At 62.9% G+C, this 15,318-nt stretch carries 12 protein-coding genes and 1 tRNA gene; 4 read left to right on the plus strand and 9 right to left on the minus strand.

Translation table 11 applies throughout. From position 1 onward, the window contains the following. Window positions 1-206 precede the first annotated feature (206 nt). Window positions 207-1,400 carry an adenosyl-hopene transferase HpnH gene (gene hpnH / locus GFJ39_RS03995; RefSeq protein WP_011252194.1) on the plus strand — a complete coding sequence of 398 codons (1,194 nt, stop codon included), beginning with the start codon at window positions 207-209 and terminating at the stop codon, window positions 1,398-1,400. Between the two features lie 154 nt (window positions 1,401-1,554). Then, window positions 1,555-2,847, plus strand: coding sequence for a hemolysin family protein (locus GFJ39_RS04000; RefSeq protein WP_153430026.1), 1,293 nt, complete (start codon window positions 1,555-1,557; stop codon window positions 2,845-2,847). A gap of 9 nt (window positions 2,848-2,856) precedes the next feature. Here the strand turns inward: GFJ39_RS04000 and GFJ39_RS04005 are convergent, their stop codons facing one another. From GFJ39_RS04005 to GFJ39_RS04015, 3 genes are read right to left on the minus strand one after another with little or no spacing between them, the layout of a single operon-like run. Continuing rightward, the gene (locus GFJ39_RS04005; protein WP_153430028.1) at window positions 2,857-3,291 is read right to left on the minus strand and encodes a flagellar protein FlgN; all 435 of its coding nucleotides are present in this window, start codon (window positions 3,289-3,291) and stop codon (window positions 2,857-2,859) included. Next, entirely contained in the window at window positions 3,288-3,590 is a 303-nt protein-coding gene (locus tag GFJ39_RS04010) for a rod-binding protein (protein WP_194263861.1), read from the minus strand. Before GFJ39_RS04010 ends, GFJ39_RS04005 begins: the two co-directional genes overlap by 4 nt. Beyond that, window positions 3,590-4,732, minus strand: coding sequence for a flagellar basal body P-ring protein FlgI (locus GFJ39_RS04015; protein ID WP_153430030.1), 1,143 nt, complete (start codon window positions 4,730-4,732; stop codon window positions 3,590-3,592). Before GFJ39_RS04015 ends, GFJ39_RS04010 begins: the two co-directional genes overlap by 1 nt. 234 nt (window positions 4,733-4,966) lie before the next feature. On the opposite strand from GFJ39_RS04015, the gene dksA reads away from it, so the two are divergent. Together dksA and GFJ39_RS04025 are read left to right on the plus strand one after the other, a co-directional pair. Then, window positions 4,967-5,380 (plus strand): RNA polymerase-binding protein DksA, encoded by a 414-nt coding sequence (dksA, locus tag GFJ39_RS04020; protein WP_041112617.1) that lies wholly within the window; start codon window positions 4,967-4,969, stop codon window positions 5,378-5,380. A 52-nt stretch (window positions 5,381-5,432) separates the two neighbouring features. Continuing rightward, window positions 5,433-5,507, plus strand: a tRNA-Thr gene (locus GFJ39_RS04025). A gap of 184 nt (window positions 5,508-5,691) precedes the next feature. On the opposite strand, the gene GFJ39_RS04030 is transcribed toward GFJ39_RS04025, so the two are convergent. The 6 genes from GFJ39_RS04030 to tsaE form a co-directional block, all read right to left on the minus strand. Further along, complete coding sequence (locus tag GFJ39_RS04030) at window positions 5,692-6,381, minus strand: GcrA family cell cycle regulator (protein WP_153430032.1); 690 nt, start codon at window positions 6,379-6,381, stop codon at window positions 5,692-5,694. A gap of 135 nt (window positions 6,382-6,516) precedes the next feature. Further along, window positions 6,517-7,707 (minus strand): ribonuclease D, encoded by a 1,191-nt coding sequence (rnd, locus tag GFJ39_RS04035; RefSeq protein ID WP_153430034.1) that lies wholly within the window; start codon window positions 7,705-7,707, stop codon window positions 6,517-6,519. A gap of 77 nt (window positions 7,708-7,784) precedes the next feature. Next, a complete protein-coding gene (gene trxA, locus GFJ39_RS04040; RefSeq protein WP_011252202.1) occupies window positions 7,785-8,111 on the minus strand; it encodes a thioredoxin TrxA in 327 nt (108 codons plus the stop codon). 84 nt (window positions 8,112-8,195) lie between these two features. Further along, window positions 8,196-11,783, minus strand: coding sequence for a double-strand break repair helicase AddA (addA, locus tag GFJ39_RS04045; protein WP_153430036.1), 3,588 nt, complete (start codon window positions 11,781-11,783; stop codon window positions 8,196-8,198). Beyond that, on the minus strand, window positions 11,780-14,830 hold the full coding sequence (addB, locus tag GFJ39_RS04050; protein WP_153430038.1) for a double-strand break repair protein AddB: 3,051 nt from the start codon (window positions 14,828-14,830) through the stop codon (window positions 11,780-11,782). Before addB ends, addA begins: the two co-directional genes overlap by 4 nt. Beyond that, window positions 14,827-15,276: a tRNA (adenosine(37)-N6)-threonylcarbamoyltransferase complex ATPase subunit type 1 TsaE gene (gene tsaE, locus GFJ39_RS04055; RefSeq protein WP_153430040.1), complete on the minus strand. Its 450-nt coding sequence runs from the start codon at window positions 15,274-15,276 to the stop codon at window positions 14,827-14,829. Before tsaE ends, addB begins: the two co-directional genes overlap by 4 nt. Window positions 15,277-15,318: the final 42 nt, after the last annotated feature.

The raw sequence follows: 15,318 nt of genomic DNA on the forward strand, positions 1-15,318 counted from the left end.
ACAGCCCTGATGCGAATTATGCAGCCTGACATTGAGGCGAACACGACAATGGGTCTATAGGCAGTCAATCTTATGCCCAATGGCCCTTCATGTTTCCCGCCTTTCCGGAGCCGGGACAGGGAAGACAGCCACGGGCCATCCACGATGTGCAAGGCCCCGGGCGCCCTATGGACGCACCTTCCGGTGGCTAGAACCAGAGGATTATAATGGCCGTTCCTTTGATGCAGGCTGTCCGAGTCGGACGGTACGTTGTCAAGCAGCACCTCACGGGCCGCAAGCGTTATCCGCTGGTCCTGATGCTCGAACCGCTGTTCCGCTGCAACCTGGCATGCGCCGGCTGCGGCAAGATCGACTATCCCGCGCAAATCCTGAACCAGCGTCTCAGCCTTCAGGAATGCCTGGATGCCGACACGGAAGCCGGTGCCCCCGTCATCGCCATCGCCGGTGGCGAGCCTCTCCTGCACAAGGAAATGCCCCAGATCGTCAAAGGTTTGATCGGGCGGAAAAAATACGTCTACCTGTGCACGAATGGGCTGCTGCTGGAGAAGAAGCTCGACGATTACGAGCCTTCCCCCTTCTTCTCCTGGGACGTACATCTGGATGGCGACCAGCTCATGCATGACGCCTCCGTCTGTCAGGAAGGCGTTTTCGAGCGTGCGACCGCAGCAATCCGTCTTGCAAAGTCCCGTGGTTTCCGTGTGTCCATCAACTGCACCCTGTTCGACGGTGCGGTCCCCGAGCGCGTGGCAGCTTTCTTCGACGAAGTCATGGCGATGGGCGTGGACGGCATCATGACCGCTCCGGGCTATGCCTATGAGCGCGCACCGGATCAGGCACACTTCCTGAACCGCCAGAAGACGAAGCAGCTGTTCCGCGACATCTTCCGCCTCGGCAAGGGCAAGAAGTGGCGCTTCACGCAGTCTCCACTGTTCCTGAACTTCCTGGCCGGCAACGAGAACTATCACTGCACGCCGTGGGGCAAGCCACTTCGCACGGTCTTCGGCTGGCAGCGTCCGTGCTATCTGCTTGGCGAGGGTTATGCCAAGACCTTCAAGGAACTGATGGACGATACGGCCTGGGAGCAGTACGGCACCGGCGCTTACGAGAAATGCGCTGACTGCATGGTGCATTCCGGTTACGAATCCACCGCCGTCATGGATGCCGTCGCGCGTCCCTGGCATATCGCCAAGGTGGCCCTGTTCGGACCGGAAACCGAAAAGCCGATGGTCCCGGAAATCTCGCTCGCCAACCAGCGCCCGGCCGAATACGGCTATGAGGAGCAGGTCCAGCAGCAGATGGAGCGGATCTCCACGGGCGCCAAGCCGGCCCGCGGTCCCCGCGTCCGCGTGAATGGCCGTCCGGCCAACACGGTTTCGGATGTGGCTGACGCAGCAGACTGAGAACCCGTTTTCTCCTGGGGGCGAAACAGAAAACCGGCTCTTCGTGAGCCGGTTTTTTTATGGGGAAAGTCTTTCCTCTGCGGCGGCACAATCAAGGGCATGGCATCCGTCAGTCGTCCTGTTATGATTGTGTCTTCATTATTCTGGCCGGATCATGCTGACCCCTATCCTCGTTATCTGTCTGCTCATTTTCCTCAATGCCGTGTTTGCCATGGGAGAAATGGCACTCATCTCGGCAAAGCGGCCACGGCTGGACGTACTGGCCAGGCAGGGAGTCCGGGGGGCCACGACCGCAATCCGGCTGGCAGAAGATCCGCACAGCTTCCTGCCGACCGTTCAGGTGGGCATGACGCTGGTTTCCATCCTTGAAGGTACGTTTGGCGGCAGCCAGATGGAAAGTACCGTCACGGCATGGATCGCCAATATTCCCTCGCTTCGTCCGATTGCGAGCGAAGTCTCGATCGTGCTGGTCGTGGCGATGATCACCTTCGCCATGCTGGTTTTCGGTGAACTCATTCCCAAACAGATCGCATTGCAGCAGCCGGAAGCCATTGCCTCACGACTGGCATGGCTGCTGGTCGGCGTGGCCCGGATCGCCCAGCCGATTGTCTGGCTGCTCAGCGGCACGTCCTCACTGGTGCTCCGCCTGCTCCGTGTCGGCCCCCTGACACGCGCAGCGGTAACAGAAGAAGAACTGAAAGCCGTTCTGGCCGAAGGCGCCCGCGCAGGCGTTCTCGAAACCGACGAGCAGGCCATGATCGAGCGCCTTCTGCGCCTGGCAGACCGCCCCGTCCGCGCCATCATGACCCCCCGCAACGAGCTTTTCTGGATCGACAGACATGCGGATCAGGAAACGCTGGTCCGCAAATTACGCCAGTCTTCCTATGCCCGGATTGTCGTCTGTGAGGGAGACGTCGACCATCCCGTCGGTGTGATTCTGGCCAAGGACATGATGGACCGGCTGCTTCTGAAGCTTCCGGTTTCCGTCGATGCGGTCCTGCGTGAGCCGCCGGTCATTCCGGACAGCCTCACCGCCCAGGACATGATCGAGCGTATGCGGGGAGTCAATCTCGGCATCACCTTCGTCCTGGACGAATACGGCTCCTTCGAAGGCATCGTGACCCCCTCGGACGTTTTCGAAGCCATCGTCGGTGAGGAAAAGACCGAATCGTCATCTTCAGAGCTTCAGGCGGCTGAAGGCGAAGACGAATATATTTTCGACGGCTTCATGCCGGCAGATGAACTGCGCTCTCGTCTCGACCTGCCGGAACTGCCGGGCGCCGGCGGGTATCATACCCTTGGCGGCGTGATGCTGGCGCTTCTGCGGCGCGTTCCCGCCCGGGGCGACAAGGTAGCATTCGGAGGCTGGCTGTTCGAGGTGCTGGAAATGGATCGCCGGCGCGTGGGACGGGTCAAAGTCAGTCATCAGGTACTCGCCGAAGACTGACCCCGAAGCTCAGACCTTACTGACAAACAGGGCCGGCCTGTCAGTCACGGGGGCATATCCTCCCTGGTTGCCGTAGTTTTGCGGCTGAGCCGTCATTGGCGTGGATGCCAGCAGTTCGATGACGCGCTTCTGGGCTGTAATGGCCCTTTGCAGAAGCTCGCCATTGCGATTGCCCAGTTCCGTCATCTGTGCCAGCAGATCGCGATATGGAAAGGCTGGCGAGTCTTCCCGCGCAACAGTCCCGTCGTCCTCCGGGCAGCACGGGCAGAGATTCTCCCTGCGGTCATTGGCCGCGGAAACTTCCTGCCCCAGTTTTCTAGCTGCATCCTGTTTCTCCTGAAGCAGAGCCAAGGCATCCGGAATCCGTGCCTCTTCCAGTGCAGAATTTTCCGCTTCGAGAATAGCGATCAGCCGCTGCATGGCCGGAATAATGGAAGCGCTCATTTCTGCTCCTGCATGGCCAGCATCTGACGGTCAATCGCGTCCGTCAGGCCTATTCCACCGTTATTTTCCATCTGCTTGGCGATCTGTTCCACCAGCATGGGCCGGAACTGTTTTTCCCCTGCCCCCCCACTGAACATGCTGTCGCTCTCTTCAGCCGTGGCGAACATGGGCTGAAGCATCTGGTTGATGGCCATCGACTCGAAACTCTGAGCCGACTTCAGGGTCTTGGCCGGATCTGCCTTCTGCCCGTGCAGTGGCAATCCCTGCGATACCGTGGCGGTGGTCGAGGATACTGTCATCAACGCATCTCCAGTTCTGCCTGCAGGGCGCCATCGGCCTTGACGGCCTGCAGAATGCTGATCATGTCTCTTGGTCCTACTCCCAGCGCATTCAGCCCTGAAACAAGCTCCCGGAGTGTGGTCCCCCCCGGGACGACGGCAAGATGATGGGTCTTGCCCGTATCCACCTTGACGTTCGTACGGGGCACGACAGCCGTCTGACCGCCGGAGAATGGCCCTGGCTGGGAGACCTGGGGCGTCTCCGTCACCTGAACCGTCAGGTTGCCCTGCGCCACGGCAACGGTGCTGATCCGGACATCCGCCCCCATGATGATGGTTCCACTGGCTTCGTCCACGACCACCTTGGCCGGCGTATCAGGCGTTACCAGCAGATCACCGATTCGCGAGAGCGTGGAAACAGGATCATGATTGCTCAGATCCAGCAGGACTGTCCGTGGATCCTGAACGATTGCAATCGGTCCAAAGGTCCGGTTGATGATGGCCGCGATCCGGCTCGCCGTCGTGAAATCGGGGTTACGCAGGCTCAGATGCAGGTTCGCACGATGGCTGAGGTCGAAGGGCACTTCCCGTTCGACGATCCCGCCATTGGCGATATGTCCGCTGGTCGGCACGTTGCGGGTAATAGATGCAGCCGCGCCGCGAGCCGAGAACGCATTGGTCGCCAGAGAGCCCTGAGCAACGGCATAGACCTCACCGTCAGCGGCCATCAGCGGGGTCACCAGAAGCGTTCCGCCTGTCAGGGAAGACGCGTCACCCGCAGCCGAGACGGTCACATCGATGCGGTTACCCCCATGAACGAAAGCCGGAAGATCGGCCGTCACCATGACAGCGGCTACGTCATGCGTCTGGAGTTGGGTTTCCTGATCGCGGATGTTCACACCCAGACGGTTCAGCATGGAAATCAGGGTTTCGCGCGTGAAAATCGTATTGGTCAGCCGGTCGCCCGTTCCGTTCAGGCCCACCACCAGACCATAACCGATCAACTGGTTGCTCCGGACACCTTCCATATCCGTGATGTCCTTGATGCGAACGCTGGCAGCCAAGGTAAAGCCTGGCAGGAGCAGCAACCCGACACAGACGAATGCGATTAGTCGCTGCGTCAGGGTCTGAATAAAGAACGGAAATTGCGTGAAAAAGCGCATGGGCGACGGGCGGTATCCTGATGCCTGCAAGGCAGGTCTGGGGGGCTCGGGTATTGAGGATGGGCACACTGGGTAAAGAAACCGCTAACAGAGACGCGGATTTCCGCGCTTTCCGACAAACCGGCAAAGCATGCTCGGGGTTGGCGGATGCGGCTGGGATAGCTATAAGCCGCGCGTTATCGCCTGCGGCTGTTGGAAGCGGACGCTGGCAGATCAGCCAGGGATTGGATGCGCATGATTACGCTGCCGCCGGATTATAGACCCTCCGACAATGAAGAGTTCATGAACCCGCTTCAGGTCGAGTACTTCAGGCAGAAGCTTCTGCGCTGGCGTCTGGATCTGCTGAAAGAGGCGGATGGAACCCTTGCGAGTCTCTCGGAAGGCGGAATTCATGAATCAGACATCACCGACCGTGCCAGCGTCGAAACGGACCGGGCCTTCGAGCTCCGCACCCGTGACCGTGCGCGCAAGCTGATCACCAAGATCAATATGGCCCTCGAACGTATCGATGACGGAAGCTACGGTTTCTGCGAAGAGACGGGAGAGCCGATCGGCCTGAAACGCCTTGAAGCGCGCCCGATCGCGACCCTGTCCATCGACGCTCAGGAACGCCACGAGCGCATGGAAAAGGTCCACCGGGACGATTAAGGCTTGCGCTTGGCGCGCTGACCCGTTACGAAGCGCGCCAAGGCAACGGTACGCTGCTGTAGCTCAGTGGTAGAGCACTCCCTTGGTAAGGGAGAGGTCGACAGTTCAATCCTGTCCAGCAGCACCATTCTCCCCTGTTTTCAAAGACTTGACACTTTGATCCGTCGCGGATCTCCTGCCATCGCAGATCGCGGTGCATGGTTGTCATGGCTTGCTTTCGCGAACAGGATGTGAAGCCTTTTCCAGTCTGCGGCCATAAAAAAAGCCACCTCTCCGATGGGAGGGCGGCCTTTTCGGGCTCGTGGGCCTTGTCAGTCGCGTCGATCGCGGATCTTTACATAGGCAATAGCCGCATGTTCGGCACAATACGGCTTCCCAGGAAGCGGCGTCGCACCGCAGAAATGGAAACCCGGCGTACCGGGATCGCCGATAGGCCAGCAACAGGACGGGCCACGGCGGGTCGGGCGGTCGATACCAGCGGTGGAAAAGCGGGGCGGCATGGCCGGACGCGGCGCGGGAGCAACGCGAGGTTCGGGCCTGGGGGCCACAGCAGGCTCCCGACGGGCTGCGACAGGTTCTTTGGCGGCAGGCGGCAGAGAGCGTGACACGGAGGTGACCGGAGGCGCCGGCTGCGCGGCTTCCGGAACGAGGGAAGGCGCTTTGCGCACTGGAGCGGGCTTTTCTGCCGCCTTCTCCGCAACATTCGCAGGCGCCCTGGAGGGGCCCGCATTCTTGTCCACGAGCAGATCCACTGCCGCAGGCTCGGCGGCCTTGGCACGAGAAGGGCTTTTACGGCGGGGAATGGCTTCCGTCGTACCTGCTTCACCGTCCTGGACCTTGCGGTTGCGGATGGGAGACGGGCGGGGCGGCAGGCCCAGACGATGCGCCTTGCCGACGACCGCGTTCTTGGTGATGGAGAGCTGGCGGCCGATTTCGGCGGTCGAAAGTCCCTGACTCCACAGATCGCGAAGTCTGGCGATCGTCTCGTCCGTCCACTCCATATGTTCGTTTCCCTGTCCCGCTTCGGTGCCTGGGCTGGCCCGATATGCTGTTGATTTGCAGTCCCGGCCCACCGGACCCGGAACATCTTCGGGAGGTTTCTTACCAGAAACTCCCTGTCACGTCGAAGGCGGTTCTTAAACGACTGCTTCCGAGACGTGCTGAAGCTCCACAAGACCGTTCACAACGGCCAGAGCGATTTCTCCACGGACCAGCGCCTGAGCATCCAGACCGAAAAGCTCACGACGCCAGCCTTTCAACGCACCGACATCGGTTTCGCCAAGAGCGATCAGGTCCAGATCATCCGAGGAGGCCACCAGACGGGGCGCCACCTTGTGCTCCTCGCACTTGGCGGCCAGCAGAACCCGCAGAAGGGCCACAAGAGCCGCAGACGGCCGTGGACGATCGGATTTGGAGGGAGCCTTGGGGAGTTCGGACTCCGGAAGCTCCTGGGCGATACGGATCGCTTCGAGCAGACCTTTGCCCATCCTGCCTTCAGCAAACCCCCTGGTCACGCCCCGGATACGGGAGAGAGCCTCGACCGTATCGGGATGGACGGCTGCGATTTCCAGCAGGCTTTCATCACGGATGACGCGCTGGCGGGGAATGTCAGCGTTCTGCGCTTCCTGTTCGCGCCAGGCGGTGACTTCGCGCAGGATCCCGAGCATCCGGCGATTGCTGGTGCGGGCTTTGAGCTTTTCCCACAGGCGACGGGGATCTGGACGGAATGTTTTTTCTTCCGTCAGAATGGCCTGTTCGGAGTCGGCCCAGTGCAGACGGTCCTGCTCGGCAAGCTGCTTACGCAGCGCAGCATAGACCGTCCGCAGATGGGTGACGTCGGCAGCGGCATAGGCGAGCTGCGCCGCGCTGAGCGGACGGGCCGACCAGTCACTGAAACGGTGCGCCTTGTCGATGCTGCGGCCGGTGATTGCGCCAACCAGACTGTCATAGCCAACCTGATCGCCGAAACCGGCCACCATGGCAGCAACCTGCGTATCGAAAACCGAGACCGGAAGGCGATCAAAAATATGCAGGAAAATCTCAAGGTCCTGCCGGGCGGCATGAAAGACCTTGGTGCAGTCCGGCTTGGCCAGAAGCACTCCAAGAGGGGCAAGGTCGATGCCGGGAGCCAGCGTGTCGATCAGGACAACGTCCTCGGTTCCGGCAAGCTGGACAAGGCAGAGTTCGGGCCAGTAGGTCCGTTCCCGGACGAACTCCGTATCTATGGTCACGAAAGGCTCGTTCTGCAGTTTTTCGCAGATACGGGCCACCTCCTCACTGGAGGTCAGGAGAACGGGGGTCGGGAAGGTCGGAGCTTTCGAGCGCATGAAACGATCCTACACAAAGCGCAGGACCGTGACCACGCCCCCTGACTGTCCTTCCCTTACCCGTTATTCCGGGTCAATCAGAGGGACTGGTCGATCCAGGCCTTGAGCTGGCTCTTCGGCAGCGCGCCCATCTGCTGGGCCACCGGCTTGCCGTCCTTGAAGACGATCAGCGTCGGGATGCTACGGACGCCATACTTCGTCGGGGCTTCCGGGTTGGAGTCGATATTGACCTTCGCAACCTTCAGACGGCCCTGATACTCGGCACCGATTTCCTCAAGCGCCGGAGCGATCATCTTGCACGGGCCGCACCATTCCGCCCAGAAATCGACCAGAACCGGACCTTCGGACTTCAGGACGTCGGCTTCGAAGCTGCTGTCGCTGACGGCGACGGTATTTGCGCTCATGAGGGTATTCCTTGTGGCGAATGATGTTTCTGAGAACGGATATCGGCTGCCCTGCCCTTCACTGCAAGGGACTTTTGATCTGCATCAAGCTCCGGGGTGGACCTGATCCAGCAGCCAGGACGGAAGTGTGACAACGGCCGGTCCTTCCGTCCAGACCAGAGAACAGTGAATGTCGTAGCCGGGATGAAGTTGCGCCAGCACGGCACGATAGGCCGCCATCTGCCGCAGATAAGCGACGGGGGTGCGCTCAGCCCGCAGAGGGGGATTGCGATTCGTCTTGTAGTCACAGACCCAGATCCGCCCGTCCCCGATCCGCAGACGATCCACCTGCCCAAGCACGACCCGTCCGTCGCTGACACCGGAAATCGGCTGCTCCGCGCGGCTTCCGGGCGCAAAAAGCGGCGCAAGGTCGGGATGGGACAGGACACCGAGGACCTGCCTGGCCAGACGATCAATTTCAGGTTCCGTCAGGCCAAGTGCCCGGCGGGACAGCCAGCGCACGGCCACGGCCTCACGCTCCGCCGCCGGAGTTTCGGGCAGGAGTTGGAGCAGACGATGAATCATGGTGCCGCGCCGCATGGCCTGTTCGCGGACCGGCGTTGGACGACCGGCCAGAAGCTCCAGAGGCGACCGCGCGGCCGGAAGTTCGCCGAACTCCGCCCCATCCGGACGGCTCGGCGCGAGCGGGCGGGTCATGGCATCTTCACGGTGGGCAATGGACGGTTTCCAGTCCGGCGCACGCCCCATCCAGTCTGGCAGCGTTGCGCAGGGCGGTTCGGCCGATCCGGGCTGGAAAGCAACCGGAGCAAGTGTGCGCTCCTCTTCCAGCACGAGCCGCTCGCCCTCCCAACCCAGATCCATCGGTTCAGACCGGGCATTGGCCAGTTGCCGGAACCCGGCCTCACACTGCCGATACCAGCTTGTCTCGACAGGTTCGCGCTTGCCCGCAGCGCCGCAGATCACCAGCCAGTCACTGGCGCGGGTGAGGGCGACGTAAAGCAGGCGGTTGCTCTCGGCGCGGGATTTTTCGGCGTCACGTTCAGACAGAGCGGTCGTAACGTCCGTACCCATGTCCTTTTTCGGAACCCAGAGCGGAAGTTCGAAGGCCCCCGCCTCTTCCCACAGGAAATCGCTGCCTGGCGGCGGCTTGGATGTCGTGTCCGGCATGACGACCAGACGCGCCTGAAGCCCCTTGGAGCCATGAACCGTCATGATGCGAACGGCTCCCAGATCGCTCTCGGCCTCGCGTTTGCTGGTAATCTCGCTGGCTTCGAGCCAGTGCAAAAAGCCCTGAAGCGACGGCGGATGCAGCCCTTCATAGCGTAGGGCCGCCGTCAGCAGTTCATCCACCGGTTCAGCAGCTTCCGGCCCCAGACGACGCAGCAGTCGCGTGCGCCCCCCATGCTGGCCCAGCGTTTCGGCCAGAAGCCGATAGGGCGAGGCATAATCGACGCGTGCATAGAGCGTGGACAGCATGTCCCACGCCGCGCGCCAGTCCTCGCGCTCCCGATGCCGTTCGCGCAGAACAGTCCAGAGCGGCTGGCCTTTCGGGCCGAGGGCATGCGCCGTGCCATCGCGGGTGGCGAGCGCCATCAGCGAGTCGTCCGTCAACCCACCGAGCGGCGATGTAAGGACGGAAGCCAGAGTCAGGTCATCCTGCGGCAGGAGCAGAGCCGCACAGAGCGTCATGAGATCACGGACCGCGACCTGCTGCGTCAGCCCGACCCGGACCAGCGTCGCGACTGGCACATTGCGCGATTTCAGGGCCCGGACCAGCGAACGCAGGAATGGCGAGCGCCGGGGAACGAGGATCAGCACATCGCCTGCGGTCAGAGGCGCCTGCCCTGGCTGGGGTGGACGCCCGATCTGCCGGTCGATCCATTCCGCAAGGGCTTCAGCAAGACGCTGCGGCGCGCTGCGCTGTCCGGTATTGGCGGAAGGCGCGCGCCATGGCGTGAGACCCTCGTCATCATCTTCGCCCTGAACGACGGGGACAAGCGGCCAGAGTTCCACACGCCCTCCCTGCCCCGGACGCGCCGAGACATGTGGACGGAGCATCTTTTCGCCTTCCTGCAACAGACCATGCGCGGCCAGTGGCTGGGAAAACACCGCGTCCACGAAAGACAGGACGGGTGGAACCGAACGGAAAGACACGTTCAGTTCCGGATCGCGCCACAGCAGACCGGCATTGCGGACCCGGCTGGAAAATTCGTGACGCCAGCGGTGAAACTCTTCCGGCTGGGCGCCCTGAAACCCGTAAATCGACTGCTTGTAATCACCCACCGCAAAGATCGTGCGCGGACGCGGCCCCATCTCCCATGCGCCCTCGCCCGCAAAGAACTCGGAGGTCAGCGCGCCGGCGATTTCCCATTGCAGGCCGGAATTGTCCTGCACTTCGTCCAGCAGCAGGTGGTCGATGCCGCCATCGAGCTTGTACAGTACCCAGGCCGCGCCCGGATCACGCAGGAGGTTGCGGGTTTCCTGAATGAGATCGTTGTAATCCACCAGACCACGGGCGGATTTGCCGTCCTGAAACGCCGTCAGCATCGGCGCGGCCAGACCCAGCAGGGCACGGTTCAGCAGAACAAGGCGCGCACTCTTGAGGCTGGCCAGAAGATCCAGAAGACGTTGCGCTTCGTCCTCCAGCAAAGGCACAATGCCCGGAACGGCTTCCTGCGCCTTCTTGGCGACGATCCGGTTCATCTGCCGCACAGTTCCCTTGTCCGTCAGCAGACATTTCGCCCAGACGACCGGCACACGTTCAGCCGGTTCCGTCCCAAGCCAGACCAGCATCTGCTCGACATTGCCGCGAGCGGCAGTCGTCACGAGTCCAAGCACATCCCGCAGTCCAGTCCGCAGGTCATCTTCCTTCGGCGGCTGGCAGGCAAGGTTTTCAAGATCCTCAAGGCTCTGCTGCCCGGCTTTCAGCGCCTTGCGATAGGCACTGACCACGCTGTCCGGCAGGGTGGCCCAGCGTTCCAGCAATGGCCGGGCGCGGCTTTCCTCCATATTCAGCGCGCGAATGCGCTGGAAGAAACGATCCAGCCCCACCGTTCCGGCCACATCGGCCGCCAGTTCAGGCGAACGGGCCAGCCCGTCTTCCATCGCTTCACGCAATGCCAGTGTGGTGTCAGTGTCTTCCATCAGCGTGAAATGTGGATCGACCGAGGCTTCCAGCGGAAAACGCCGCAGCAGCGACTGACAGAAGGCGTGAATCGTCTCGATCCGCAGGCCGCCCGGCAGATCGAGCACACACAGGAACAGGGCGCGGGCACGACGGCGGGTTTCGTCCGTGTTGGGAGCGTCGAGGCTTTCAAGCTCCGCCCCCAGCGCCGCATCCGGCAGCGAGACCCAGAGTCCGAGCTTCTGCTGAAGCCGGTTAGCCATCTCGGCGGCGGCGGCCTTGGTATAGGTCAGGCACAGGATACGCGAGGGATGCGCGCCATCGGCCAGAACGGTGTCCCCGTCCTCGGTCTGGACGTAAAGCGGCAGCATGAGCCGCAGCAGACGGTCGATCAGCAGCTTGGTCTTGCCCGAACCCGCGGAAGCCGAGACGAACACCGAAGCGCGCGGATCGGACGCCTGACGCTGCGTGCGATCGGCGGCGGCAATGACCTCGTCACGGGTAATGGGACGTGTACCGGAGTGCGTCACAGGCGGCATGTCGTTCATTCGCCCTCTCCTTCCGCATAGGCCGCACGCCATTCATCCACGCGGGCAAGCTGCGCGTAGTCGGTATAGCGCGGCACATGCCCGGCCCAGGGCTGGGAGCGGTAGGGCTGATCGGGAGTGTCGTATTCGTCCACGAGGGTCCGGAGTTTTTCCATGGCCTCGGCAATCAGGGTCGGCGCATCCGTACCGGAGCGTGAACCGGGCACTTCGCTTTCCCTGCCCGGATCGTCCCCGCCCGTCAGGTGCCAGTAGAGCAGCTTCTTCGTCTCCACGGACGGAACGTCCCTGAACGCGCCTTTCGCCAGAAGCGCACCTTCGAGCACGAGCTGGACTGACCAGCCTTCCGCGACATGCTTGCCGCTGGGCGGCTGGCCGGTCTTGTAATCGAAGACCGTCGCCAGACCATCCGCGCCAATATCAATCCGGTCCGCCCGACCGCGAAGCTCGAAAGGCGCGAAAGCGGCTTCAAGGCGGAAAGACGCCGTCACTTCCACAAACCGCCCCTTCGCCGGACCACTATCTTCCATGTCCAGACGGTAGGCGGCTTCCTTTTCCGCCACCCAGTTCGCAATCCGGGCCAGACGCGGCCCCCACCAGTTCACGAGGGCCGGACGCATGTTCGCCTTGTCCAGTTCCTCGGCAAACACACGGCGCAGAATAATGCTCGCATTGGCGGGCCAGCGCTCGGGGAAGTCCCGCAGCATGCGTTCCATCGCATCATGCACGATCATGCCGAAATCCGCGTGTTCCGCCCCTTCCTCCAGTGGCCTGAGCGCCCGGAGTTTCAGAACATGCTTGGCATAGATCGCATACGGATCGTACATCCAGGTCTCGATCTCGGTGATACTGAGGCCGCGCGGGCGCAGGGCGACGGGGGGACGCGGTTCGGGGGGTGCCACGGCTTCAGCACCGGCGAGCGGCTGATCCAGACAGCGCTGCCAGTACAGCGCAGGATGCTCTGGCAGCTTCTGGCACCGCCCTTCCAGAAACGCATTCATCCGCACCATCCAGCGCGCGGGAACACCGGGCGCACCCTCCCGCCGGGTCGAACTGGCGAACACGACTTCCTTTGACGCCAGAATGGTCGAGACAAAATCATGCGCGCTCACACCCGTCTGTCGCTCCGGAGAGGGCAGACCAACCCGCACCCGCATTGGACGGCTCAGCCAAGGACCCGGATCAGTCGCAGGCGGCCAGACGCCTTCGTTCAGCCCGCCCAGAACCACGACATCGAACGCCAGAAGCCGCGCTTCCAGCACACCGAGGATCGAGACGCGCGGATGCGAAAGTTCCACGCCGCCCCGATGCGCGCGCAAGCCCGTCAGCATCTGTCCGGCCATCGACGTGTTGAGAAACGAATCCAGATGCGTCAGGCGCTGCGGCGGAAAGATGCCGGTATTGACGATCAGCGCCGCCAGATGCCTCGAGAGGGCCTCGCCGTCCTCGCCAAGCCACAGACGCGCCCCCGGATGGCGCGGTTCGTCTTCAGGGGCGTCCAGTTCATCCGCCGTGGCGGCCAGAGCTTCCGCCGTGTGGATCAGGCGTTCGAGTAGTTCCGGCAGAGGGATAGCGCCCTCGATGGACAGGAGCGGATCAAAAGCCTGCTCGATCCGTGCGATGAAAGCGGCTGGGCCTTCCGGCTCGTCGGGGGCGTCCGCGCTGGCGCCGTGATCGGGCGCATGTCTCTTCTTTGTGTATTCGTGCAGCGCGGCTTTCAGACCCGCGATGCCCGGCGCGGGAGCAGGCCCACGCAGCAGGAGCCGTTCCAGACGCCGGGCAGAGGCATGGCAGTCGCCCGGCGTGCGCCCCAGAGCGGCGAGCGGATGTTTCAACACGGACAAAAGCGCCACCGGGGACAGACGCGCTTCGGCGGCAGTCGCGATCAGACGCAGGAATACGGCGGCCGGCGTCTGGGACAGGGCCTCGCCCGCACTGTCATCGGCATGAATGCCAAAGCGCAGAAGCTCCGTCCCCACGCGCTGCGCCAGAGCCCGGTCCGGCGTGACGAGCGCGCAGGTTTTCCCGGCTTCGGAGACGACATCGCGCAGGATCAGGGCGATGGCCTGCGCCTCCTGCTGCTGGTCCTGCGCGGGAAGGATGGAGAGGCCATCGATATCACGGGGGCGGCTGTCCTGTCCCCAGTGCCCGATCCCGTGTTCCGGCAGCAGGACTTCGCGCAGCATCAGTTCGCGCCCACGATCCCGGCCACCATCCCAATCCGTCAGTTCTTCGCGGGACAGGCCCAGATCGGTCAGGATTTCCTTAAGACCCGCCTGCGGATGCGACGGCGGCAGATCGGCCCAGATCTCGTCCGCCATGCCCAGATCCACACCCGGCAGAATCACGAGCCCGGCGGGAAGCCGCGCCACCACGGCCAGCACGTCCGACACTGCCGCCGACCCATCCGCGAAACCCACCCCCCAGACGGGGGTGAACGGCGGTTTTTCCGCCCAGGCCCGCGCCTGTGCTTTCAGCCGCGCGATCTGCCGGGCCACCGGGTTGCACAGCCCCTCTTCCTCCAGCCATTTCGGCCAGACGGCGGTGACGATTTCCAGAAATTTCAGCGTCTGCTGCCAGTGATCGGAAAAGCGCTCCTCCACCGCATCCGGCAGGCGTTCGGCCAGATCGACGCCGCTGCGCTCGGCCTCGTCCATCAGATCCGCCAGCGCCTTGGCGAGCGGCCAGGCGCGGTCGATCCCCTTGGTGCTATCCACGCCGACGCTCACGAGCGGCGTCTGGAGAATCAGCATCGAGAGCACAGCCAGACGCCGCTGCGGCTCCACGGCGGGCGGCAGAACGACATCGATCCCGATGGACGCCAGCGCATCCTCATCCACGTCATTAATCGCGACGATGCGCGGCAGGAGTGCGGCCTGCGTGTCCAGAACCCGCAGGAACGCTTCCATCAGCGCACGGCCAGCGCGACGGCTGGGAACGAGGATCAGGCCGGGGCCATCCGTTCCGGCCGCCGGGTCCCGCTCAAGCCATTCCTGAGCGACCCGATCCAGAAACGGCTCCGTGCCCGCGATGGTGACGACGCCGCTCATGGGTGCAGTCCTGTCAGGCGCTTTTCAGGCCAGCCTGTCAGATCCACGACGCGGGAGTCCTCGCCGTCTCCGGGAGCGAAGGTGAGATGCAGCGCGCCTTCGGGCAGCAGGTCCCCGGCCCGTTCCGGCCATTCGACCAGCATGATGCCCTCGCACGCCTCGTCCCAGGCCAGTTCATACAGCGCATCCGGCCCGTCCAGCCGCCACAGGTCATAGTGATGCACCGCCCCTTTCGGCGTCTCGTAAGGCTGAACGAGCGCGAAGCTGGGACTAGGAACTTCCATCTGCCGGTCCTGAGCCAGATGGCGCAGGAATGCCCGGGCGAACGTGCTTTTCCCCGCCCCCAAGCCCCCCGAGAGCGCAAGGCAGTCTCCGGGCGCACAGCGATCGGCAATCAGGGCCGCCAGAGTTTCGGTCGCAAGCTGGTCATCGAGGCGTATCTGCATGAGCCCCAATGTGGCCCGACTGCCCCGAGCCAGCAAGCACGT

The sequence above is a fragment of the Gluconobacter aidae genome, assembly GCF_009547075.1.
In the GTDB taxonomy this organism is placed as follows: domain Bacteria; phylum Pseudomonadota; class Alphaproteobacteria; order Acetobacterales; family Acetobacteraceae; genus Gluconobacter; species Gluconobacter aidae.